Annotated in this window: 22 protein-coding genes, 1 tRNA gene and 1 pseudogene; 17 read left to right on the forward strand and 7 right to left on the reverse strand. The window is 60.0% G+C overall.

Annotated features, from left to right (window positions below; all coding sequences use genetic code 11):
- Positions 1-388: 388 nt before the first annotated feature.
- A pseudogene (locus ACA072_RS12780) lies at positions 389-595 on the reverse strand (DUF1206 domain-containing protein); the annotation flags it as partial.
- Between ACA072_RS12780 and ACA072_RS12785 the strand changes: the two are divergent.
- Entirely contained in the window at positions 570-935 is a 366-nt protein-coding gene (locus ACA072_RS12785) for a LysR substrate-binding domain-containing protein (RefSeq protein WP_497624627.1), read from the forward strand. The pseudogene ACA072_RS12780 and the gene ACA072_RS12785 overlap by 26 nt on opposite strands.
- 309 nt (positions 936-1,244) lie before the next feature.
- Here ACA072_RS12785 and ACA072_RS12790 read toward each other — a convergent pair.
- Positions 1,245-1,332 (reverse strand) — tRNA-Ser (locus ACA072_RS12790).
- Between the two features lie 123 nt (positions 1,333-1,455).
- On the opposite strand from ACA072_RS12790, the gene ACA072_RS12795 reads away from it, so the two are divergent.
- Entirely contained in the window at positions 1,456-2,127 is a 672-nt protein-coding gene (locus tag ACA072_RS12795) for a Bax inhibitor-1/YccA family protein (RefSeq protein WP_008006561.1), read from the forward strand.
- Positions 2,128-2,186: 59 nt separating this feature from the next.
- On the opposite strand, the gene ACA072_RS12800 is transcribed toward ACA072_RS12795, so the two are convergent.
- Positions 2,187-2,516 carry a YceK/YidQ family lipoprotein gene (locus ACA072_RS12800; protein ID WP_497624628.1) on the reverse strand — a complete coding sequence of 110 codons (330 nt, stop codon included), beginning with the start codon at positions 2,514-2,516 and terminating at the stop codon, positions 2,187-2,189.
- 57 nt (positions 2,517-2,573) lie between these two features.
- Positions 2,574-3,011, reverse strand: coding sequence for an Lrp/AsnC family transcriptional regulator (locus tag ACA072_RS12805; protein ID WP_008006559.1), 438 nt, complete (start codon positions 3,009-3,011; stop codon positions 2,574-2,576).
- 135 nt (positions 3,012-3,146) lie between these two features.
- Between ACA072_RS12805 and ACA072_RS12810 the strand changes: the two genes are divergently transcribed.
- Positions 3,147-4,040, forward strand: coding sequence for a DMT family transporter (locus tag ACA072_RS12810; RefSeq protein ID WP_497624976.1), 894 nt, complete (start codon positions 3,147-3,149; stop codon positions 4,038-4,040).
- A 6-nt stretch (positions 4,041-4,046) separates the two neighbouring features.
- Here the strand turns inward: ACA072_RS12810 and ACA072_RS12815 are convergent, their stop codons facing one another.
- Both ACA072_RS12815 and ACA072_RS12820 read right to left on the reverse strand, forming a co-directional pair.
- On the reverse strand, positions 4,047-5,087 hold the full coding sequence (locus tag ACA072_RS12815; RefSeq protein WP_497624977.1) for an FUSC family protein: 1,041 nt from the start codon (positions 5,085-5,087) through the stop codon (positions 4,047-4,049).
- Between the two features lie 47 nt (positions 5,088-5,134).
- Positions 5,135-6,760 (reverse strand): NADP-dependent glyceraldehyde-3-phosphate dehydrogenase, encoded by a 1,626-nt coding sequence (locus ACA072_RS12820; RefSeq protein WP_497328606.1) that lies wholly within the window; start codon positions 6,758-6,760, stop codon positions 5,135-5,137.
- Positions 6,761-7,024: 264 nt separating this feature from the next.
- Between ACA072_RS12820 and ACA072_RS12825 the strand changes: the two genes are divergently transcribed.
- From ACA072_RS12825 to ACA072_RS12835, 3 genes are all read left to right on the forward strand, one after another.
- Entirely contained in the window at positions 7,025-7,414 is a 390-nt protein-coding gene (locus ACA072_RS12825; protein ID WP_497624629.1) for a c-type cytochrome, read from the forward strand.
- 85 nt (positions 7,415-7,499) lie between these two features.
- Positions 7,500-8,828 (forward strand): D-arabinono-1,4-lactone oxidase, encoded by a 1,329-nt coding sequence (locus ACA072_RS12830; protein ID WP_497624978.1) that lies wholly within the window; start codon positions 7,500-7,502, stop codon positions 8,826-8,828.
- Positions 8,829-8,902: 74 nt separating this feature from the next.
- A complete protein-coding gene (locus ACA072_RS12835; RefSeq protein WP_497624979.1) occupies positions 8,903-10,111 on the forward strand; it encodes a DSD1 family PLP-dependent enzyme in 1,209 nt (402 codons plus the stop codon).
- A 128-nt stretch (positions 10,112-10,239) separates the two neighbouring features.
- On the opposite strand, the gene ACA072_RS12840 is transcribed toward ACA072_RS12835, so the two are convergent.
- Entirely contained in the window at positions 10,240-11,184 is a 945-nt protein-coding gene (locus ACA072_RS12840) for a SphA family protein (protein WP_497624630.1), read from the reverse strand.
- Between the two features lie 207 nt (positions 11,185-11,391).
- On the opposite strand from ACA072_RS12840, the gene ACA072_RS12845 reads away from it, so the two are divergent.
- From ACA072_RS12845 to ACA072_RS12895, 11 genes are all read left to right on the forward strand, one after another.
- A complete protein-coding gene (locus ACA072_RS12845; protein WP_497624631.1) occupies positions 11,392-12,441 on the forward strand; it encodes an AraC family transcriptional regulator in 1,050 nt (349 codons plus the stop codon).
- A gap of 205 nt (positions 12,442-12,646) precedes the next feature.
- Positions 12,647-13,534, forward strand: a complete 888-nt coding sequence (locus tag ACA072_RS12850; RefSeq protein WP_497624632.1) for a Dyp-type peroxidase — start codon at positions 12,647-12,649, stop codon at positions 13,532-13,534.
- Positions 13,535-13,550: 16 nt separating this feature from the next.
- A complete protein-coding gene (locus ACA072_RS12855) occupies positions 13,551-14,519 on the forward strand; it encodes a Gfo/Idh/MocA family protein (RefSeq protein WP_497624633.1) in 969 nt (322 codons plus the stop codon).
- A 292-nt stretch (positions 14,520-14,811) separates the two neighbouring features.
- Positions 14,812-15,564, forward strand: a complete 753-nt coding sequence (locus ACA072_RS12860; RefSeq protein ID WP_497624634.1) for a GntR family transcriptional regulator — start codon at positions 14,812-14,814, stop codon at positions 15,562-15,564.
- Positions 15,561-17,291: a fumarate reductase/succinate dehydrogenase flavoprotein subunit gene (locus tag ACA072_RS12865; RefSeq protein WP_497624635.1), complete on the forward strand. Its 1,731-nt coding sequence runs from the start codon at positions 15,561-15,563 to the stop codon at positions 17,289-17,291. The genes ACA072_RS12860 and ACA072_RS12865 overlap by 4 nt, the downstream gene beginning before the upstream one ends.
- 25 nt (positions 17,292-17,316) lie before the next feature.
- Positions 17,317-17,562 carry a 4Fe-4S dicluster domain-containing protein gene (locus ACA072_RS12870; protein ID WP_007946457.1) on the forward strand — a complete coding sequence of 82 codons (246 nt, stop codon included), beginning with the start codon at positions 17,317-17,319 and terminating at the stop codon, positions 17,560-17,562.
- 265 nt (positions 17,563-17,827) lie between these two features.
- Positions 17,828-19,246, forward strand: coding sequence for an ABC transporter substrate-binding protein (locus ACA072_RS12875; protein ID WP_497624636.1), 1,419 nt, complete (start codon positions 17,828-17,830; stop codon positions 19,244-19,246).
- Between the two features lie 127 nt (positions 19,247-19,373).
- Positions 19,374-20,147, forward strand: a complete 774-nt coding sequence (locus ACA072_RS12880; RefSeq protein WP_497624637.1) for an ABC transporter permease — start codon at positions 19,374-19,376, stop codon at positions 20,145-20,147.
- Entirely contained in the window at positions 20,147-20,995 is an 849-nt protein-coding gene (locus ACA072_RS12885; RefSeq protein ID WP_497624638.1) for an ABC transporter ATP-binding protein, read from the forward strand. The genes ACA072_RS12880 and ACA072_RS12885 overlap by 1 nt, the downstream gene beginning before the upstream one ends.
- Positions 20,992-21,954 (forward strand): HEAT repeat domain-containing protein, encoded by a 963-nt coding sequence (locus tag ACA072_RS12890; RefSeq protein WP_497624639.1) that lies wholly within the window; start codon positions 20,992-20,994, stop codon positions 21,952-21,954. The genes ACA072_RS12885 and ACA072_RS12890 overlap by 4 nt, the downstream gene beginning before the upstream one ends.
- Positions 21,951-22,238 carry a DUF971 domain-containing protein gene (locus tag ACA072_RS12895; protein ID WP_497624640.1) on the forward strand — a complete coding sequence of 96 codons (288 nt, stop codon included), beginning with the start codon at positions 21,951-21,953 and terminating at the stop codon, positions 22,236-22,238. The genes ACA072_RS12890 and ACA072_RS12895 overlap by 4 nt, the downstream gene beginning before the upstream one ends.
- Positions 22,239-22,293 lie beyond the last annotated feature (55 nt).

Raw genomic sequence — 22,293 nt, forward strand, 5'->3', positions numbered from 1 at the left:
CCAAGACGTAAGTTCGAAGCCTGAAAAACGATCTTATCATGGCCCTCCGATCATGATGGCCTTGGCCCCGATGAAAAATAGTTTTCGCAACGGCGTAACTGATCTGAATATCACGAAAAGTGTAAGTGGTGGCGAATTACCAACCGTTACCACTGTAATTGTCAAGCAAAGTCGATAGCTGAGTGATTCCACTTTTTCGCGAAGATCAGTGTTTTCGATGGCTATAAAAGATGGGCAGTGGATTATAGAAAGCAACGTTACAATGCAACAATTTAATTCTGGTGGGGGTCATCAAAATTTTCAAACCAACGCTGCCATTAGGACTGTCAGAATTACTCACGAGACCGACGGAAAAAACTGACTGCAGCACCTGACCTTTTCGGTACGTCAAGAAGTCCTTGGCTTGCCCACCTCCGGAAATGCCAGAGCTGTTGAGACCGCTAATTAGAAGGCCCAAAGTAAAAAACGCCAACGCATCGTTGACTATGCCTCCCGCCAACAAGCCTGTACGAATCACCAATCCCTTAATATTTTTACCGTGATGATCCACATCGCGTATAGCCTGCAGTGTGCGCCAAGCGGCGAAGGCGAGCAGGCTGGTCAAGCCAGAAGATCTTCTTACCCATTCCTGCCTCGATTACCGGTGGCAAAACACAGGCGAGCTGTATCAATGGTCTATCAAGAAATCACCGATGCTTCAGCGCATCTCATCACTCCCGGTCGCAATTGTCTGTAGCAATGTGGAGGCGCTGATCTACCTTGCAGAGGCGGGCCGAGGCATCGCGTGCGTTCCAGACTTCGCTGTCAAAGAAAGTTTGGCGGTCAGTCGATTGGAAAAGGTGCTCAGTCCCTGCCTTGTAGGGGGCAGCTCCTTTCACGTCGTATGGCCCAGCAGCAGGCAAATGGCACCTAAGGTGCGAGCCTTTGTAAACTAAGTCGTAGAGGATTTTGCCGAGGGATTGGTGAGATAGTGTTGCTTACCCTCACTCTCCCTCCGATCACTGTGATCCAAGTTGCTGCCGGCTGTAAGCTTCGGTTTGAGTAGCGCCAGATGAGCGTCCGCTTTTGGCTGTGGATTCAACCGGTCGAGCTATTTGATTTGTAGTGGGAGAAGGGCACGCGCAGAGCTAGGGTTGCGGAAATGACCGAAAAGATGCGGAAACGATCCAGAAATGATGCAACAGAAAGCGTGTGCCGCAGAAACGACAAAGCCCTGAATAATCAGGGCTTTGTCGATACAAATATGGCGGAGGCGATGGGATTCGAACTCATGGACCTGTTACAGTCGACGGTTTTCAAGACCGTTGCCTTAAACCACTCGGCCACACCTCCGTTTGCGTTGCGGGCGCCATAATACCTGAATGAAACACACTGTCAAACTCTCTGCATGGCTTGTTACAGAGCGTCTGTTATGATCTTTGCGACTGAACGTTTCAAACCAACAGGAGTGTCGCCATGCGCGAACAGGATTACGCAGTTAATAACAGCGTGCAGGCTGAGCAGCTAGAGGTTAGCCGCGTCCTGCGCAACACATACGGCTTGCTCGCTCTCACCCTCGCATTCAGCGGCGTGATGGCGTTCGTCGCTCAGCAGATGCGTGTCGGCTACCCGAATATTTTCGTGGTGCTGATCGGCTTCTACGGGCTTTTCTTCCTGACCAACAAGCTCCGTGACTCGGCCTGGGGCCTGGTGTCGGCATTTGCCCTGACCGGTTTCATGGGGTTCCTGCTCGGCCCGATCCTCAACCGTTACCTGGGCATGCAGGGCGGCGCTGAAGTCGTCAGTTCGGCTTTCGCAATGACCGCGCTGGTATTCGGTGGTCTGTCGGCCTACGTGCTGATCACCCGCAAGGACATGAGCTTCCTCGGTGGTTTCATCACCGCAGGCTTCTTTGTTCTGCTGGGCGCGACGCTGGCGAGCTTCTTCTTCCAGATCAGCGGTCTGCAACTGGCGATCAGCGCAGGTTTCGTGCTGTTCTCCTCGGTCTGCATTCTGTTCCAGACCAGCGCCATCATTCATGGCGGCGAGCGTAACTACATCATGGCGACTATCAGCCTGTATGTATCGATCTACAACCTGTTCGTCAGCTTGTTGCAGCTGTTCGGCATCATGAGCCGCGATGATTAATCGCAGGCTTTAAGTAAAAAACCCGCTTAGGCGGGTTTTTTATTGCCCGGAATTCGGGCTCATTCTGTGATGATAATGCTGCCGTCAGCCTGCTGACGGTAGATGGTGTAGGGCAGGAGCAACGTATCGAGGGCGCCGGAGATGACCACGTCGATGAGGACAATGGCCGGAGCATTGTCATGCACCTGCGCATCCCGTCCTTTTTCCAGTGGCGCATTGAGCATGCAGAAATCGTACGTCACACCGCTGTAGATACGGGGAACGGCGCCGCAGTAACTTTTGTGATCCTTGAGATCCTTCGCCGCTACTTCGTCACTGCGAATCACTGTTTGTATCGTGCCGCAGCCCGCCAGCATCAGCGCCGCGATTAAACCCACCTGAATTTTCATACCGCCAATCCTTCGCCGGAAAGCTGTCAATTTACGCTTTTCCAGTCAAAACCGCACTCACGCCATCGGTGGCAAGCGGCGTTTGACCGGGGTCTTCTTGACGATGGCGGTGTTGGTTTCAGCGTGGCTGTTGAGGCGATCGAGCAGGGTGTCCAGTTGTTCCATCGAGCGCACATGCAGGCGCGCGATGAAGCAGTCGTCGCCGGTGACTTTGTCGCACTCGGTGAACTCTGGAATGGCCTGAATCTGCCGTTCGACTTCCTGCAATTGCCCTGGCAACGGGCGGATCCGCACGATGGCCTGAAGTTGATAGCCAAAGCACTTGGGATCAATCTCGACGGTGTAACCTTTAAGCACACCGCGCTCTTCGAGGCGGCGCAAACGTTCAGCAACGCTGGGTGAGGACAGGCCGCTGATCTGCGCCAGGGCCTTGAGCGAGCGGCGTGAGTCTTCCATTAATGCGCTGATCAGCACTTGGTCGATGTCGTCGGTCATGGCAAATCCCCTGTTAGGCAGTTGACGGAATACGCCTTGATAAAAAAGGCAGAAACCGAGTTTAGCCTGCTTTTTGCGCTGGAGAAGCCCTTGGGCTGATTGGCATAATTTGGGCTCAATCACGGGAGTCTGATGATGGACAACACAATTCGTCGCGGTTCATTCGAAATGAGCGCCGCCATGCTGATCTCCGGGACCATCGGCTGGTTCGTGCTGGTGTCCGGGCAACCGGTGCTGGACGTGGTGTTCTGGCGGTGCGTGTTCGGCGCCGGCACGCTGTTATTGATCTGCGCGGCCTTCGGCTTTCTGCGCCCGGGCATTCTGACCCGCACCACCTTCCTGCTGGCGGTGCTCAGCGGCGTGGCGATTGTCGGCAACTGGGTGCTGTTGTTCGCCTCTTATTCTCGCGCATCGATTGCCATCGGTACGGCGGTTTATAACGTTCAACCGTTCATGCTGGTCGGGCTGGCGGCGCTGTTTCTGGGCGAAAAAATCACCCTGCAAAAGCTGTTTTGGTTGGGTATTTCGTTTCTCGGGATGCTGGCGATTGTCAGCGCGCATGGCGAGCAGGGCGCGGGTGGCAACGATTACCTGATGGGCATCGGTCTGGCCTTGGGTGCTGCGTTTCTGTACGCGATTGCGGCGTTGATCATCAAACACCTGACCGGCACGCCACCGCACTTGATTGCCCTGATCCAGGTCAGCACCGGCGTTCTGCTGCTCGCACCTTTCGCGCACTTTTCAGCGTTGCCGCAAGCGCCAAGTGCCTGGGCCAGCCTGGTGACGTTGGGCATCGTTCACACCGGCGTAATGTATGTGCTGCTGTACGGCGCGATTCAGAAACTGCCGACGGCACTGACCGGCGCGTTGTCGTTCATCTACCCGATTGCGGCGATTTTCGTGGACTGGTTTGCCTTCGGCCATCGCCTGGAACCGCTGCAATGGATCGGTGTTGCCGCGATTCTGCTGGCGGCCGCTGGCATGCAGCAGGGCTGGGGCTTGAAGTTTCGTCGGCCGGTCGCACAATAAACGGCGTCAGATGTTCCAGCGCGGCGCGGTCTTGGCCAGTCGCTGGCGCATCTCGCTGATGTTCGAAGCGAACTGACGGATCAGTAACCGATAGCCGTCCAGTGAGTTATAAACCGGCGCCTCGAGACTTGAATCAACTGGCACATCGGCGGGGCGACTGAGTCGCTGCGACGCGCCGGTCTTCAACACCCGGGCCATGCCGATCAGTTGCACGCGAATCTGCCGGTGTTCGGCTTTGAAACTCGATTGCAGATGCGCCATGGCATCGCGGTCGTTGGCATCCGGCCGGGTGTTGCCGAGGATTTCCAGGGTGCTGACGCACATGCGCAAATTGCGCTGAATGGCATCGAGTTCGGTCATGGAAATCTTAACTTCCTTGGACACCGACGGCATCAGCGAACGCAATTGCACCATCGCTGTGTTCAGGCGATTCATGAGCTTCAGGTGTTCGTCAGCGGAGACGGGCTGTCCATCGATGATGCGTCCGTAAATCGTCGCGCAATCGCGCAGCGCGTTGGCCAGGTTGTAGCGCCAGGAATAAACCGCATACGACGGCAGGGCGAAGGAAAAGGCCAGGGCCAACGCAACGCCAATCAGAATGTCCACACCGCGCCACAACCCATCAGAGATCGGGTTGTCACCATGCCCGGCGACAATAAACACGGTGATCCCCGCCAATAGTGCGGTGTAACCGCCCTTGCCGATGGCGTGATACGAGAAGAATCCGCACACCACCGACATCACGAAATAGGTCAGCCACGGCATCCCGAGCCAGGCCTGTTGTGCCACCAGCAGCAGGCCGATCGTGGCGCCGATCAACGTGCCGACGGCGCGCTCGGCGGCCTTTTTGCCGATGTTGCCGTGGTGCTGCAAGCCGCCGATCACCACCAGCATCGTCACCGACGCCCACTCACCGTGGGGCAGGTTGATGCCGGTGGTCAGCATGATCGACGCCAGCAACCCCAGCGACACTCGGATCGCGTGGATCAGTTTCGCGTGGCGGTAGCGCCGATACGGGTCCAGTAACGGACGCAATAGCCGGCGCAGCAGCGGTGGCAGTCGATGGGCTCTGAACGTGTTCAGGCTCGGTGTCCTCAGAAGATGTAATCGGTGGTCAGGAAACTCGAACTGCGTCCGCTGATGATCTCGCTGATGAGTTCTTTGTTGGTTTCCTGAAACTTGGTCGCCACCAGCGTGCGGATTGAAAACACCCGCAGCGCATCATGCACCGACAGCGTGCCTTCGGCGGAGTTCTTGCGGCCGTTGAACGGGTAGGTGTCCGGGCCGCGCTGGCACTGGGCGTTGAGGTTGATCCGGCCGACCTGGTTGGCAAAGGTGTCCACCAGTCGACCGACCGCCACCGGGTTGGTGCCGAAGATACTCAACTGCTGGCCGAAGTCCGATTCCAGGACGTAGTCGATCACCGTGTCCAGATGCCGATAAGGCACGATCGGCACCACCGGGCCGAACTGCTCCTCCTGGTAGACGCGCATCTGCGGCGTCACCGGGAACAACACCGCCGGGTAGAAGAACGACGCCCGCGCTTCACCGCCATTCGGGTTCACCACCTTGGCGCCTTTGCTGACCGCGTCCGCGACCAGCGAGTGCAGGTAATCGACCTTGCTCGCTTCCGGCAACGGCGTCAGCGCAACACCGCTTTCCCACGGCATACCCGGTTTCAGGGTGGCCAGTTTGGCGTTGAATTTCTCGATGAACGATTCGACCACGTCTTCATGAACGAAAAGGATTTTCAGGGCGGTGCAGCGCTGGCCGTTGAACGACAATGAGCCAGTCACGGCTTCGTTGACCGCGTTGTCCAGATCGACCTCCGGCAACACGATGCCCGGGTTCTTCGCATCCAGCCCCAGTGCCGCGCGCAAACGGTGAGGTTTCGGGTGGAGTTTTTTCAGGTCGCTGGCGGCTTTGTTGGTGCCGATAAACGCGAAGATATCGATCTTGCCGCTGGCCATCAGCGCGCTGACGGTCTCGCGGCCGCTGCCGTAGATCACGTTGATCACCCCGGCCGGGAAGCTGTCGCGGAAAGCTTCCAGCAGCGGACGAATCAACAGCACGCCCAGCTTGGCCGGTTTGAACACCACGGTGTTGCCCATGATCAGCGCCGGAATCAGCGTGGTGAAGGTTTCGTTCAGCGGGTAGTTGTAAGGCCCCATGCACAAGGCGACGCCCAGTGGAACGCGGCGGATCTGCCCGAGGGTGTCCTGTTCCAGCTCGAAGCGGCTGGAGCGGCGGTCGAGTTCCTTGAGGGCGTTGATGGTGTCGACGATGTAATCGCACGTACGGTCGAACTCTTTTTCCGAGTCCTTGAGGTTCTTGCCGATCTCCCACATCAACAACTTGACCACCGCCTCACGCTGTTCGCGCATGTGGCCCAGAAACGTTTCGACGTGCTGGATGCGTTCGGCCACGCGCATGGTCGGCCACAAACCCTGGCCCCGGTCATAGGCGCGGACGGCGGCGTCCAGTGCAGTCAATGCGGTTTCTGCGTCGAGCAGCGGCGTGCTGCCGAGGATGACTTGCTCGTCGCCATTTTCCCCGGTCAGGTACACCGGGCTGCGGACTTGGGCGAGGGGGCCGGACCAGGTTTTCAGTTCGCCATCGACCAGGTATTCACGCTGCTCGGTCTGGCCGTCGAGGCGGTATTTTTCCGGGATGTCGCTTGAGTCGGGAAACAGGTTGCCAAGGATGTGTGCTGTGGTCATGTCGCTACCCCGTCTGGATTGGGTGATGAACTGATGAATCGTTTTAGCAGACCTCGGCCTCGCTTGTCATGACTCATCTCATCGTTCGGCGGTTCAGGGTTTTCGATCGTGGAACGGCCGGCGCCTTCGGTCATGGCCTCAGATGCCCCCCTTGTTGGCCCCCAATGCCCTCAACCCGTGCGCGTCGGTGCCTTAGTGTTGGCCTGTGCCTGATCACAATAAAAAAGGTGCTCCCCGCGAGGGATGCCCAACGAGAGGACAACCATGCGGGCCAATCGAGTCTCTGAAAAGCCTAGCCTTTGTTTGGCGTTGGTGGGCGGCGTCTTTGCCGCGCTGCTCAGCGGTTGTGGCGATGAGCCGAAAAGCCCGGCGACATACAACGAAGCGGCCAGCGCCATGCCCGCCGACGCCGCGCTGGCACAGGTCTACGACAACAGCTGCAAGCTCTGCCACGCCAATCCGGCGGCCGGCGCACCGTTGACCGGCGACACGAAAGCCTGGGAGCCGCGGGTGCAGCAGGGCGCCGACACGCTGCTGGACCACGCGATCAACGGCTACAACGGCATGCCGCCGATGGGAATGTGCATGCAGTGTTCGCAGGAAGAGTTCGTGGCGCTGATTGCCTTTATGTCCGGCCAGACCATCCCACAATAAGAACGGCAGGGTGCGATTCATGACGATGGACTTAACACGGCGTCAGTTGCTGCAGCGGGCGAGTGTCATTGGCGCCTTCACCGCGCTGGGCTCAACCCCGGCGTTGGCCGAGTTCCTGCGCGCGCCACGGCTGATTCCCTGGCGCAACTGGTCGGGCGGCCAGAGTTGCCTGCCGGCGGCGCGGCTGGCGCCCAAGACCCTGGACGAACTGACCGAGGTCATCCGCCAGGCCCCGGGCAAGGTTCGCCCGGTCGGCTCGGCGCATTCCTTCAGCGCGCTGGTGCCCACCGACGGCACGTTGCTGTCGCTGAGCTACTTCACCGGTCTGCTCGATCACGACGCTCAAACCCTGCAGGCCGAGTTCGCCGCCGGCACGCCGATGTCACGCATGGGCACGCCGCTCAAGGACATCGGTCAGGCCCTGCAAAACATGGCCGACATCGATTACCAGACCCTGGCCGGCGCGATCGCCACTTCGACCCACGGCACCGGCAAGAACTTTCAATCGTACTCGGCCCACGTCTGCGGGCTGCAACTGGTGAATGCCAATGGCGATGTGCTGGACTGCGACAGCACGCGCCATCCCGAGGTGTTCAGCGCAGCGCGGGTGTCCCTCGGCGCACTCGGCGTGGCCACCAAAGTGCGCTTGCAAAACCGCCCGGCGTATCGCTTGCGAGAGCGCCAGTGGATCGCCAAGACCGAAGAGCTGCTGGAAGACCTCGACAAGAACACCCGGGAAAACCAGCACTGGGAAATGCTCGTGGTGACCCATTCAGACTACGCCTTGTCGATCGCCCTGAACGAAACCACCGACCCGACCACACCGTCGATCCCGCCGGATGAGGAGGGCGGCAATGAGTTCGTGACGCTGATCGAAAAGATCGACAAATACATCAGCGACTTCCCCGACCTGCGCCGCACGATGCTGAACAACCTGCGCCACCTGGCCAGTTTTGATGACCGGGTGGGCGACTCATTCGACATCTACGCCAATGTGCGCACGGTGCGCTTCAACGAAATGGAATATTCAGTGCCGGCGGAACACGGCCCGGCCTGCTTGCGTGAGATCCTGAAGCTGATTCAGGACAAGGACCTGCGTACCTGGTTTCCCATCGAGTACCGCTACGTCAAAGCCGATGACATTCCGTTGAGCATGTTTGAAGGCCGCGACAGTTGCTCGATCTCGGTCCACCAGCATTACCAGATGGACCACCACAATTTCTTCGCCGCCATCGAACCGATTTTCTGGAAGTACAACGGCCGGCCCCATTGGGGCAAGTTGCACACGCTCAACGCGAAAAACTTGCAGCCGTTATACCCGCGCTGGCAGGAATTCATTCAGGTTCGACAGGAACTCGACCCCGGCGGCAAATTTCTCAACGCACATTTGTCGTCGATTCTGGGGGTGACCTGATGGCGGTCAATCGTCGTAACTTTCTGCTCGGGACCGTCGGTGTCGGCGCCTTGCTCGCGGGCGTTGGCGCGTGGCTGCGACCAAGTGACCGGGGCGGTCCGTACAGCGACTATTTCCGGGCGCTGAACGATGAGCTCAAGGCCTACGGGCCGATGCGGCCGGTGATGCTGATCGACCTGGACCGCCTCGATCACAACATCGATGTTGTCATGCTGTCGGTGAAGCGCGGCGGCAAGCAGCTGCGTCTGGTGGAGAAATCACTGCCGGCACCGGGGCTGTTGAGCTACATCGCCAAGCGCACCGGCACCCAACGCTTGATGTCGTTTCACCAGCCGTTTCTCAACCATGACGCGGTGCAGTTTCCCCAGGCCGACATTTTGCTGGGCAAGCCGCTGCCGGTGCGTTCGGCCGAGTTGTTTTACACGTCGCATACAGGACCGTTCGACCCGTCGAAGCAGTTGCAATGGCTGCTCGATACGCCGGAGCGCTTGCAGCAGTACCTGGCATTGGCCAAGGGTTTGGGCACGCGATTGCGGGTGAACATCGAACTGGACGTGGGTTTGCATCGCGGTGGTGTCGGTGATCTGGCGGTGCTCGGACAGATGCTGACGCTGATCAGCGCGAACCCGCAGCACCTGGAGTTCGCCGGGTTCATGGGCTACGACCCATTCGTGGGCATGGGTGTGCCGGGAATTCTGGGTTCGCCCGAGGAACTGTTTGCCAAGGTCATGCTGATTTACAACCGCTGCGTCGATTTCACCCGTCAGCAATTCCCGGGGCTGTGGCGTGAAGGTCTGACATTCAATACCGCCGGTAGCCCAAGTTATCGCATGCACGAACAGGAAAGCCTGAGCAGCGAAGTGTCGGTGGGCACGGCGATGCTCAAGCCGACGCACTACGATTTGCCGTCGCTGGTGGAGCATGTACCGGCGGCGTTTATCGCGACGCCGGTGTTGAAAAGCACGGGTGCGGTGAACATTCCGGCGCTGGACGGCAAGTCGAGGTTGTTTTCGTGGTGGGACACGAATCAGCGTGAGACTTTCTTTATTTATGGCGGTAACTGGATGGCGGAGTTTGAATCGCCTTCGGGGTTGCAGAGTAACGGGGTGTATGGGCGCAGCTCGAACCAGGAGATGGTGAATGGCTCGGCGGCGGTGGGGTTTGGGGTTGAGGATCAGGTGTTTTTGCGGCCGACCCAGACTGAGTCGGTGTTGTTGCAGTTTGGGGATTTGTTGGCGGTTCGGGGTGGGCGGATTGTCGACACCTGGCCCGTTTACTCCTGAACAATTTTTGGTGACTGATCGTTCCCACGCTCCGCGTGGGAATGCCTCAATGGACGCTCCGCGTCCGCTCTGGGACGCAGAGCGTCCCGGGCTGCATGCCCACGCAGAGCGTGGGAACGATCTAATCGCTAGAACGCAAACGGAATACTGACCTTCGCCCACAGCATCTCGCCCTCAGGCCGGTTCTCCACATCGAACTCCTTGGCCCAGCGGATCTCCGCGCTGGCGTACTTCAAGAAGGTCAGGTGCAACGCCGGCCCGATCGCGAACACTTGCCCGCGCACGCCGTCATTCACGTCCTCGCCATTGAACTGCACGGTCCTGCCGAACTGCTTGTCATCCGTGGTCTGCTTCAAGTAGTAGCCGTTCAGCCCCAGCATCAGGTTGTCGGTGATCTTGTAGCTCGCCGAATAATCGAAGTGAAAAATCTGCCCCGACTTGTAATCGGTGTCCTTGTTTTTCTCGTTGAAGCTGTACGTCGTCTTCATCGACACCTCGGTCCTTTCCGTCGGCAACCAGGTGAAGGAGAACAGCGGTTTGTAGGTGTAGAAATTGTTGCTGGTGTTGGCCAGGCGATCGACGCTGTATTCGCCGGTCGGCACGGTGATTTCCACGGCGGCGCCGAGGGTCAGGTTCTTGCCCATGTCCCATAGAATGATCGGCGCGAAGGTGGTGTCGCCCATGCCTTCACGGGTGTCCTGCAAGCCGAACACCGAGACTTCCTGTTTCAGCCACGGTTGGCCGATGTAGCCCGCCAGTCGACCGCCAAAAATGCGCACCGGGCTGAGGTAATCCAGGCGCGGGACAACCGCCGTGGATTCGATCTCGACATTCGGCACCTTGCCGCCCAGCGAACTGATGTTCAGCTTCGTGGACTTGTAGTGGTTGTAGTAGAGGTTGAACACAACCATGTTGTCCGGAAGGCTGTCGACCTCCAGCGGCAACATGAAAAAACCGTCGGTACCAGGGCCAATGTTGTCCACGCCGGTTTCGGTGGCCAGTGCCGGTTGCAGGGCGCAGACGCCGGTCAGGCTGATGACCAACAGGGGAAATGTCGTGCGGGTCGGGTTCATGTGTGTACTCATTATTATTGTTAGCGGGCGAACCGGCGGCCACACGCAGGCCGCACCCTAGAAATAAGCTGTCTGTGCCATGCGGGGCAGGGTATTGGCGGCCATTAGGGGGACTTCTGCGGACAGCCTTTAAACCCTGTGCTAACTTCCTTCGACATAACCGGTAACAAAAATAAGAATGCAGCCTGATCCGGAATGTCTAGCCCCATGCAGATAAAAGTTATCGATCCCACCTTTGAATTGGCGCTGGTGTCGCCTTTTCTGTTGCAAACCCTGGCCGAAGTCGCCGAGCAAAAAGGCGTCAACCCCGACAGCCTTTGCCGAGGCCTGGGTTTTACCCTTGACGATCTCCAGGATCCTGCGCAACGCATTTCCTATCGGCAAGCCGTGGCCATGATCCAGCGCGCCCTCAAGGTCTTGCCCAATCAGGGGCTGGGTTTGTGGGTGGGTGCGCAGAATGTGCTGGGCACGCTCGGGTTGCTCGGGCATGTGCTGTCGCTGTGCAAGACTCTGCGCGATGCCTTTGCGCTGGGCATCCGGCATCAACACACTTCGGGCGGCATCGTGGTGTCGAGCGTGGAGGAGGCGGGTGATCGGGTATTTGTCGACGTCGAATGCCGCTTGCCGTTTGCTGACGTGCAGTTGTTTGCAGTCGAGGAGTTTTTCGCCAGCCTGTTGGTGTACGGCCGGGCACTGGTAGGCGCCGATTTCAAGCCGATGGGGGTGCAATTCATGCACGCGGCGCCAGACTATCTCAGTGAATATCAGCGGTTGCTGGGGCCGGACGTGCGTTTCGGTTGCCGGCAAAACCGCATGGTGATCGCCGCCCATTGGCTGGACGTGCATTTGCCCAATCACCATTCCCTGGCGCTGCGTCAGGCGATCAAATTGCTTGAACTGGAAGCGGCGCAGGTTCATCAGAAGATGGACTTGATCCAGGCCGTTGAGCGAGCGATTTCCCGGGACCTGACCGAGGGCAGTCATATCGAGAAGATCGCTGGCGACCTGAACATGAGCAGCCGCACCTTGCGCCGCCGCCTGACCGAACATGCACTGACCTTCGAAACGCTGCTGGAGCAAGTGCGCCAGGCCCGCACCATGAGCCTGCTGGCCAACCCGGACCTGTCCATCGAGCGCATCACCGAAGAAGTCGGATACAGCGACGTGCGCAGCTTCCGCCGGGCCTTCAAGCGCTGGACCGGCATGAGCCCGAGCGCCTTCCGCAATGAAGCCCCACTCTCAACGAGTCCCCTGTAGCAGCTGCCGAGCAGCGCGAGGCTGCGTTCGGCTGCGCAGCAGTCGTGAAATCAGGCACTGCGGTGTGTCAGGAATACTTTGCCCATAGGGTTTACGACTGCTGCGCAGCCGAACGCAGCCTCGCGCTGCTCGGCAGCTGCTACAGGTCGGTGCACACAAAATCCCGTTCCCCGGTTAAACTCCGCGCTCTTTTTAAGGAGTTCATATGAGTTACTACCAGCCGGGCATTCTCGCCACCCCCGTTCCGCCTCAAGCCCGTCATATGTTCTTCGCTCTCGAGTCTGCCGATGCACTACCGGCCGCGCTCGATAACTTGATGCAACTGGTGGACGGGAAATCGGCGGTGGTCGGCTTTGGTGAATCCCTGGTCAAGGCGCTGCACGCGCAGATCGATGGCTTGCGACCGTTTCCAGCGTTGACCGGTGTCGGCGTCGACAACCCGTCGACCCAACACGCGCTCTGGTGCTGGCTGCATGGCGTCGACCGAGGCGAGTTGCTCAATCGCAGCCACGCCATCGAAGCCGCGCTGGCCCCGGCCCTGCGCCTGGTGCAGATGAACGAAACCTTCCGCCACATGACCGGCCACGACCTGACCGGTTACGAAGACGGCACCGAAAACCCGCACGACGAAGCCGCCGTGGCTGCCGCGCTGTTGGGTGAAGGCGCTGAAGGCCTGGTCGGTGGCAGCTTCGCCGCGATCCAGCAATGGCAGCACGACCTGAAAGGTTTCCACGCGATGCCATCCCATGAAAAGGACAACATCATGGGCCGTCGCTTGAGCGATAACGAAGAGCTGGATGACGCGCCGATTTCTGCCCACGTCAAACGCACCGCCCAGGAAAGCTTCGCCCCCGAAGCGTTCGTGGTCCGGCGCTCGATGCCGTGGATCGAAGGTGACCGCGCGGGCCTGATGTTCCTGGCGTTCGGGTTTTCCCTCGACGCTTTCGAAGCCCAACTGCGACGCATGAGCGGACTGGAAGACGGCATCACCGACGGTTTGTACCGCATCAGCCGCCCGATCACCGGCGGCTACTACTGGTGCCCGCCGCTCAAGGACGGTCATCTGGACCTGCGCGCCTTGCGCATCGGCTAAGGGCCAAGGAGAGAACATGGACGTCGTACGCTGGGGCATGATCGGTTGTGGCAGTGTCGCCGAACGCAAGAGCGGGCCGGCCTTTTACAAGGCGCCCGGCTCGGCGCTGGTGGCGGTGATGGGGCGGCGGCTGGAGGCGGTCACCGACTACGCCGCACGACACGGCATCGCCCGGGTTTACACCGACGCGCAGGCCCTGATCAATGATCCTGAGGTGGACGCGGTGTACATCGCCACGCCTCCCGACAGTCACCACGCCTATAGTTTGATGGTCGCGGCGGCCGGCAAGCATTGCTGTGTCGAAAAACCGATGTCGCTGAATGCCGGGCAAAGCCGCGAGATGCACCAGATCTTCGCCGACGCCGGATTGCACCTGTTCGTTTCTTACTACCGACGCTCGCTGCCGCGCTTTCAGCAAGTGCGGCAGTGGCTGGAGGAAGGGCGCATCGGCGGGGTGCGGCATCTGACCTGGACCTTGACGAAGGCGCCTTCGCCGAACGATCTGGGTGGCGCCGACAATTGGCGCACTGACCCGCTCATTGCCGGTGGCGGCTACTTCGCTGACCTGGCCAGTCATGGCTTCGACCTGTTCCAGTATCTGCTCGGGGATATCGTCGAAGTCGCCGGTTTCACCGCGCGGCAGGCGGGTTTGTATGCCGCCGAAGACGCCGTCAGCGCCAGTTGGCGGTTCGCTTCGGGAGCACTGGGCATGGGCTGCTGGAATTTTGTGGCAGATCGCCGCGAAGACCGGGTCGAGCTGATCGGCAGCCGGGGCCGGATCAGTTTTTCGGTGTTCGATGAGCACCCGGTGCAGCTTGAAGCCGATGAACACCTCAGCCTGCACATCGCCCATCACGAGCACATCCAGTGGCATCACGTGCTGGGCATGAACGCCCACATCCGGGGCGAGGCGCAGCATCCCGCAGTGGCCGAACACGCGCTGAAAACCGACTGGGTGATGGACCAGATCCTAAAGCGCACCTAAAGCCAGGCAATCTCACTGCCGAAACCGGAGCCCTTGTAGCAGCTGCCGAGCAGCGCGAGGCTGCGTTCGGCGACGAAGTCGTCGTGAAATCAGGCCACGCGGTGCATCAGGATGACCGCATGCGCAGGTTTTACGACGACTTCGTCGCCGAACGCAGCCTCGCGCTGCTCGGCAGCTGCTACAAAGGTTTGCGGTTGGCTGTGAATCTAACCTTATGCTTATTCAGTATTTCTCAATCCCCACGCCGCCTCTCTAAGATCACGTCATAACTCGTTATAACAAGTGATCTGCCATGACCGATAACGTTCTATCCCTCAGCAGCATCCCGCTGCACACGCAACTGCGCGATGTGCTGCGTGCCCGCATCCTCGACGGCGAATACCCGCAAGACAGCCAGATGCCTTCCGAAAGCGAACTCGGCGCGCTGTTCAAAGTCAGCCGCATCACCGTGCGCCAAGCCTTGGGCGATCTGCAAAAGGAAGGGTTGATCTTCAAGATTCACGGCAAAGGCACCTTTGTCGCCAAGCCGAAAACCTTCCAGAACGTCAGCACCCTGCAAGGCCTGGCCGAGTCCATGACCGGTCGCGGCTATGAGGTGATCAACCGCCTGCGCAGCTTCAAATTCATCCCCGCCGACAAGCTCGTCGCCGAGCGCTTACAGGTCGCAGAAGGCGAGACCGTGGCGCAGATCAAACGCGTGCGGCTGATCAACCGCGAGCCGATCTCGCTGGAAATCACCTACCTGCCCAAAGCCATCGGCGAACGGCTGGAGAAGGCCGATCTGGTCACCCGCGACATCTTCCTGATCCTCGAAAACGACTGCGGCCTGGCGCTCGGTCATGCTGATCTGGCCATCGACGCGGTGCTGGCCGACAGCGATCTGACCCAGGCGCTGAACGTCGAGGCCGGTTCGCCGATCATGCGCATCGAGCGCCTGACCCACGATGCCGCAGGCGTTCCCGTGGATTTCGAACACCTTTACTACCGCGGCGATGCCTTCCAGTACCGCTTGCGGATTGACCGGCAAAAAGGGGCGCAGGCATGACTCGAAGGACGCTTGAACAGGAATACGACATCGTCGTCATTGGCGGCGGCACCGCTGGCCCGATGGCGGCGATCAAGGCCAAGGAGCGCAATCGCGATCTGCGGGTTTTGCTGATCGACAAGGCCAACGTCAAGCGCAGCGGCGCGATCAGCATGGGCATGGACGGCCTGAACAACGCGATCATTCCCGGCCACTCGACGCCCGAGCAGTACACCAAGGAAATCACCATCGCCAACGACGGCATCGTCAACCAGGCGGCGGTGTATGCCTACGCGACCCACAGCTTTGAAACCATTGAGCAACTGGACCGCTGGGGCGTGAAGTTCGAGAAGGACGAGACCGGCGACTACGCGGTGAAAAAGGTCCACCACATGGGCGCCTACGTGCTGCCGATGCCGGAAGGGCACGACATCAAGAAAGTCCTGTACCGCCAGTTGAAACGGGCACGGGTGAGCATTACCAATCGCGTCGTTTGCACCCGCTTGCTGACGGACGACGAGGGCGCAGTCAACGGCCTGATGGGCTTCGATTGCCGCACTGCCGACTTTCATGTGATCAAGGCCAAAGCGGTGATCCTCGCCTGCGGTGCTGCCGGGCGACTGGGCTTGCCGTCTTCCGGTTACCTGATGGGCACGTACGAAAACCCGACCAACGCCGGCGACGGCTACGCGATGGCCTATCACGCCGGCGCCGAGCTGGCGAACCTCGAATGCTTCCAGATCAACCCGTTGATCAAGGATTACAACGGCCCGGCCTGCGCCTACGTCACCGGCCCGTTGGGCGGCTACACCGCCAACAACAAGGGTGAACGCTTCATCGAGTGCGACTACTGGAGCGGGCAGATGATGTGGGAATTCCACCAGGAACTCGAAAGCGGCAACGGCCCGGTGTTTCTCAAACTCGATCACCTGGCCGAGGAAACCATCCAGAACATCGAAGAGATTTTGCACAGCAACGAACGCCCGAGCCGCGGCCAGTTCCACGCCAATCGTGGCACCGACTACCGCACGCAGATGGTCGAGATGCACATTTCCGAAATCGGCTTTTGCAGCGGCCACTCGGCATCGGGCGTGTGGGTCAACGAGAAGGCCGAGACCTCGGTCAAGGGTTTGTACTCGGCGGGTGACATGGCGGCGGTGCCGCACAACTACATGCTCGGCGCGTTCACTTATGGCTGGTTTGCCGGTACCAACGCGGCGGATTTTGTCGCCGGTCGCGAGTTTTCAGCGGTCGATGCCAGGCAGATCGAAACGGAAAAACTCAGGGTCTACGCGCCACTGGATCGCGAACACGGTCTGCCGCCAGCCCAGGTCGAATACAAGTTGCGGCGCTTTGTGAACGATTACCTGCAACCGCCGAAAGTGACCAAGAAGATGCAAATCGGCCTGCAACGCTTCAGCGATATCCAGCGCGACCTCGATCAGATCAAGGCCCACAACGCCCACGAACTGATGCGCGCCATGGAAGTCAGCATGATCCGCGACTGCGCCGAAATGGCTGCCCGTGCGTCCTTGTTCCGCGCTGAAAGTCGTTGGGGGCTTTACCACTATCGGGTCGATCACCCGCAACGCAACGACAGCGACTGGTTCTGCCATTGCCATTTGAAGAAGGGCGACGACGGCCAGATGACCAGTTTCAAGAAAGCCGTCGAGCCTTACATCATCCCGCTCGACGCCGAAGAAATGCAGGCCTACGACCGGCTGCGGGTCGGCGCGTTTGCGGCCTGAGTATTACAAAAGAGAGAACCGTGAAATGGCCTATCAACCCCAGGAAATCTTCTTCCGCTCCAACGCGCCGGTCACGGTCGACGAGGACCTTTGCATCGCCCACAAAGGCTGCACCGTGTGCGTCGACGTCTGCCCGATGGACCTGCTGGCGATCAACCCGGCCACGCAAAAGGCCTACATGGCCTTCGACGAATGCTGGTACTGCATGCCATGTGAAAAGGACTGCCCGACCGGTGCCGTGAAAGTCGAAATCCCGTACCTCTTACGTTGAACACCGACCCTGTAGGAGCCGGCTTGCTGGCGATGGAGTGTCATTTGACATCTTCTTGGCTGACACACCATCGCCAGCAAGCCGGCTCCTACAGTTGATCGAGTTCCTATGTGGGAGCGGGCTTGCTCGCGAAGAGGCCAGCCCAGACAACATAAAACGCTACCCGGCCACCCCCGGACGCTTGCTTCAAAACACCCCTCGTTTCCCACCACGCCCTGATCGTGGCGGAGACGAACATCCTATAAATGATTCGAGGGGATTCACCATGTCTTTGCCCACATCGCTGCGTGCAGCATTCGCCGGTCTGGTACTGGCCTCATTCACCCTGTCGGCCTCGGCCGAAACCATCCGCATTGCCATCGGCACCCAGGACACCACGATCAACTGCGCCGCCGGCGGTCTGTTGATTCGCGAGCTTGGCCTGCTGGACAAATACCTGCCCCACGACGGCCAATACAAGGACGCCAAATACGAAGTCGAGTGGAAGAATTTCACCAGCGGCGCGCCCCTGACCAACGAAATGGTCGCCGGCAAACTCGACTTCGGCGCCATGGCCGATTTCCCCGGTTCGTTCAACGGTGTGGCGTTCGAAACCGCCGGCAAGCACAGCCTGTTCATCAGTGTGCTCTCGGGCAGCATCAAGGGCAGCGGCAATGGCATCGTGGTGCCGAGTGCCTCCGGCGTGCAGTCATTGGCCGAATTGAAAGGCAAGACCATTTCCGTGCCGTTCGCGTCCACCGCCCATGGCATGTTGTTGCGCGCCGTCGCGGCACAAGGCTGGGATCCGCTGAAGGATGTGAACATCATCGCCCAACCGCCGGAAGTCGCCGGCTCGGCATTGCAGGCCGGGAAAATCGACGCTCACGCCGACTTCGTGCCGTTCGCGGAACTGTTCCCGAGCCGTGGTTTTGCTCGCAAGATCTACGACGGTTCCCAGGCCAATGCGCCGACCTTTCATGGTGCGTTGGTGGATCAGGCCTACGCGAAAAAGTACCCGGAAATCGTCGTCGCTTACCTGCGCGCAAGCATTGAAGCCAATCAACTGCTGACCGCTGAGCCCGAGAAATACAGCGAGCTGATTGCCAAGGTCACGGGCGTCGATGCCGAGGTCAATTACTTGTTCTACGGCCCGCTCGGCGTGCAGACCCGCGACCTCAGCTGGAAGCCGGAATACCGTCAGGCCGTGGGCACCGCGATCGACACCCTCAAGCTGTTGAAGAAGGCGGATCGCGGTCTCGATCTCAATACCTTTATTGACGACCAATACATCCGCGCCGCGTTCAAGGCGTCGAATCTGGACTACACCGCGCAACTGGCCAACTACGCACAGACACCACTTAAAGCGACGGATGCATTGAGCGGCAACGCCATCACCGACTTCAGCCATGTGGCCGAGATCTGGGTGCGTGGCGAGCCGAAGGTCCGGCAATACGCCTCGGCGGAGTCGGCATTCACTGCATTGGCCAGTTTGAAATCCGAAGGCAAAAACATCCGAGCGGTGTATGCCCAGGCGAGTGACAGCGGGATCAAACTGCTGGCGGATCAGGCGTGGTTTGCCAGTGATGCCAAGGGCCGCCTCAGTGCATTCCTGCTCAAAGGCCAGGCCCAACAATTTGCTACGGCCCAGGGCGGCAAAGTCCTCGACTTCACCGACGCCACCAACCAGGCCGTTGCCACCCGCTGATTTATAGATCGTTCCCACGCTCTGCGTGGGAATGCCTCAATGGACGCTCTGCGTCCGCTTTAGATGTGACGCGGAGCGTCACGGGATGCATTCCCACGCAGAGCGTGGGAACGATCAGAGGTGATATATGTTTTCACGCTGGATCCCCCGAGCCGCCTCGCTGCTGCTCTGCCTTCTATTCTGGCAACTCGCCGCCAGCCACCACTGGAACCTCGGCCTGGTGACCTTCGCCAACGTGCCGACGCCGGTGGCCGTGATTGAAGCCGCACTCGGCCTCGGCGATTCCGGCAAGCTCGCCCAGCACCTAGGCAGCAGCCTCAGCCGGGTCTTCGCCGGTTACCTCGCGGCGCTGGTTATCGGCATAGCCCTGGGCCTGGCCATCGGCCGCTCGAAATGGGCCGAGGATTTACTGCTGCCGCCCCTGGAAGTCCTGCGCCCGATCCCCGCCGTGGCCTGGATTCCCCTGGCCATTCTGATGTTCCCGTCCTCAGAACTGTCGATGGTTTTCATCACCTTCACCGGCGCGCTGTTCCCGATCCTGCTCAACACCGTGCACGGCGTCGAAGGCGTCGACCCACGCCTGATTGCCTCGGCCAAGAGCCTTGGGGCTGGGCGCCGGGCGATTCTGCTGGAGGTGATCCTGCCGGGCGCGGCGCCAAGCATCATCACCGGCCTCGCCATTGGCATGGGCACCTCGTGGTTCTGCCTGGTGACTGCGGAAATGATCTCTGGCCAGTACGGCATCGGTTATTACACCTGGGAGTCTTACACCATCCAGAACTACGCCGACATCGTCGTCGGCATGTTGCTGATCGGCGTACTCGGGATGGGCAGCAGCCTGCTGATCAAGCGTCTCGGCGGGCTGTTCACGCCGTGGCACCGACCACGAGGAAAAACCTGATGAGCGTGATGCAAACCCCTGAAGGGCGGATTGACATCCGCCAACTGTCCATCGTCCTCGGCGAAAACCAGCACGCTTTCGAAGCCGTGCAAGGCCTCGATTGCCAGATCGAACCGGGGCAATTCGTCTGCATTCTCGGGCCGTCCGGGTGCGGTAAATCGACCTTGCTCGGCGCACTGGCCGGGCATCTGCAGTCATCTACCGGAACACTGAAAGTCGACGGCGCGCAAATATCGGGTCCATCGCCCCAGCGCGGCATGGTCTTCCAGCACCACACCCTGTTCCCTTGGCGCACCGTGCGCGATAACGTCGCCTTCGGCCTGAAAATGCGTGGCATCGGCAAAGCCGAACGCCACACAGCCGCCGATGAAATCCTCGCGCTGGTGGGGCTGGAAGGCTTCGCAGACCGCTGGCCCGATCAGCTCTCCGGCGGCATGCAGCAACGGGTGGAGATCGCCCGGGTGCTGATCAATCGTCCGCGCCTGTTATTGATGGACGAACCCTTCGGCGCCCTCGACGCGCTGACCCGGCTGAACATGCAGGAACTGCTGCTGGACATCTGGACGCGGATTCGCACCACCGTGGTGTTCGTCACCCACGACATCGACGAAGCGCTGTTCCTCGCCGATCGCCTGTTGGTCATGAGCTCGCGCCCCGGTCGCATCATCGAAGACCTGCGCCTCGACTTCCCGCGGCCACGCACCACCGAACTGGTCACCAGCCACGAGTTCTCCCGCTTGAAGCGTCATTGCCTCGAATTACTGCGTCACGAAGACGGTCGGCAGTTACCCCGCCTGAACCCTCTCGGACTTCCTCCTGAAAACAAACTGCCGCGATTTGCCCTATGACCTCTCTATTCGATGTAACCGACAACGACGACATTCTCGCCCTGCAACCGCGCCTCACGGACGAAGATCCCGGCGTGCGCAGAATTGCCTTGATCGAACTGGCCGACCTCGAAGAGCCGGATGGCCTGCTGTGGCTGGTCAATCGTCTGGCCGAAGACCCGACCGAAGAAGTTCGCGCCGAAGCCGCGCGCTTGCTCGAAGCCTGGGAGGACGAACCGGTGGTCGAAGCGCTGTGCCAGGCCCTGACCGATCCATCCTCGGCGGTGCAGTCTGCCGCCGCGCAAAGCCTCAGTCTGCTCAAGAGCGAGGCGGCGGGCAGGGTAATTCTGCCGTGGACCGGGCATGCCGAGATCAGCGTGCGTATTGCCGCGTTCAGGGCCTTGCGCGAATTGCGCTTTCCCGATGCCGCCGCTGTCGCCGTCGTCGCCTTGAACGATGAAGACGCCGGCGTTCGTCGCGAAGCGGTTGGCGTGCTTGGCTGGCTCAAACAGCTCGATGCCTTGCCAGCCCTGGCGAAATTGGCCAGCGACGACCCGGACACCGAAGTCCGCCGCGCCGCCACCGGCGCCCTCGGCCTGGCCTCCGATGCTCAAGTGCTGCCGGCGCTGCGCCAAGCCTTGCAGGACCACGCCTGGCAAGTGCGCGAAGAAGCCGCCACCACCTTGGGCAAGGTCGGTCACGTCGATGCCGGTTCCGCCCTGGTCGAAGCCTTGAGCGACGATTACTGGCAAGTCCGCCTGCGCGCCACCCGCAGCCTCGGCCGTTTGCGTTTTGCCCCGGCCCTCGACGCCCTGATCGAAACTCTCGGCCACCGCATCAGCAACCTGCGCAAGGAAGCCGCGCTGGCCCTCGGCGAACTGAACGATAAAGGCGCCATCGCACCCTTGCAGGCCGCCCAGGACGACGGCGACCCGGAAGTGCGCAAAGCCGTGCGCATTGCCTTGAGTCAATTGCAATGAACCCGGTGGCGATTGGTAATTCCCAAGGTCAACAACAGCTGCGATTGAACTGGCCGGACGGTCGTGAGCAGTTGCTGGGCCATGCTGAGTTGCGCCGTCAGTGCCCGTGCTCGCAATGCCGGGCGTTTCGGCTGCAGGGGCTGACAGTGAAAGTCGACGAGCGCATCCGCGTGATTGAACTCAACCAGCAGGGGTACGGCCTGCAACTGATCTTCAGCGACGGCCACGAACGCGGCATCTACCCGTGGCCCTACCTGGCACAACTCACCCTTGAGAACGACTGAATACCCTGTGGGAGCGGGCTTGCTCGCGAAGGCGTTGTGTCAGTCAACATTGATG

It is taken from the genome of Pseudomonas sp. LBUM1656 (assembly GCF_059716065.1).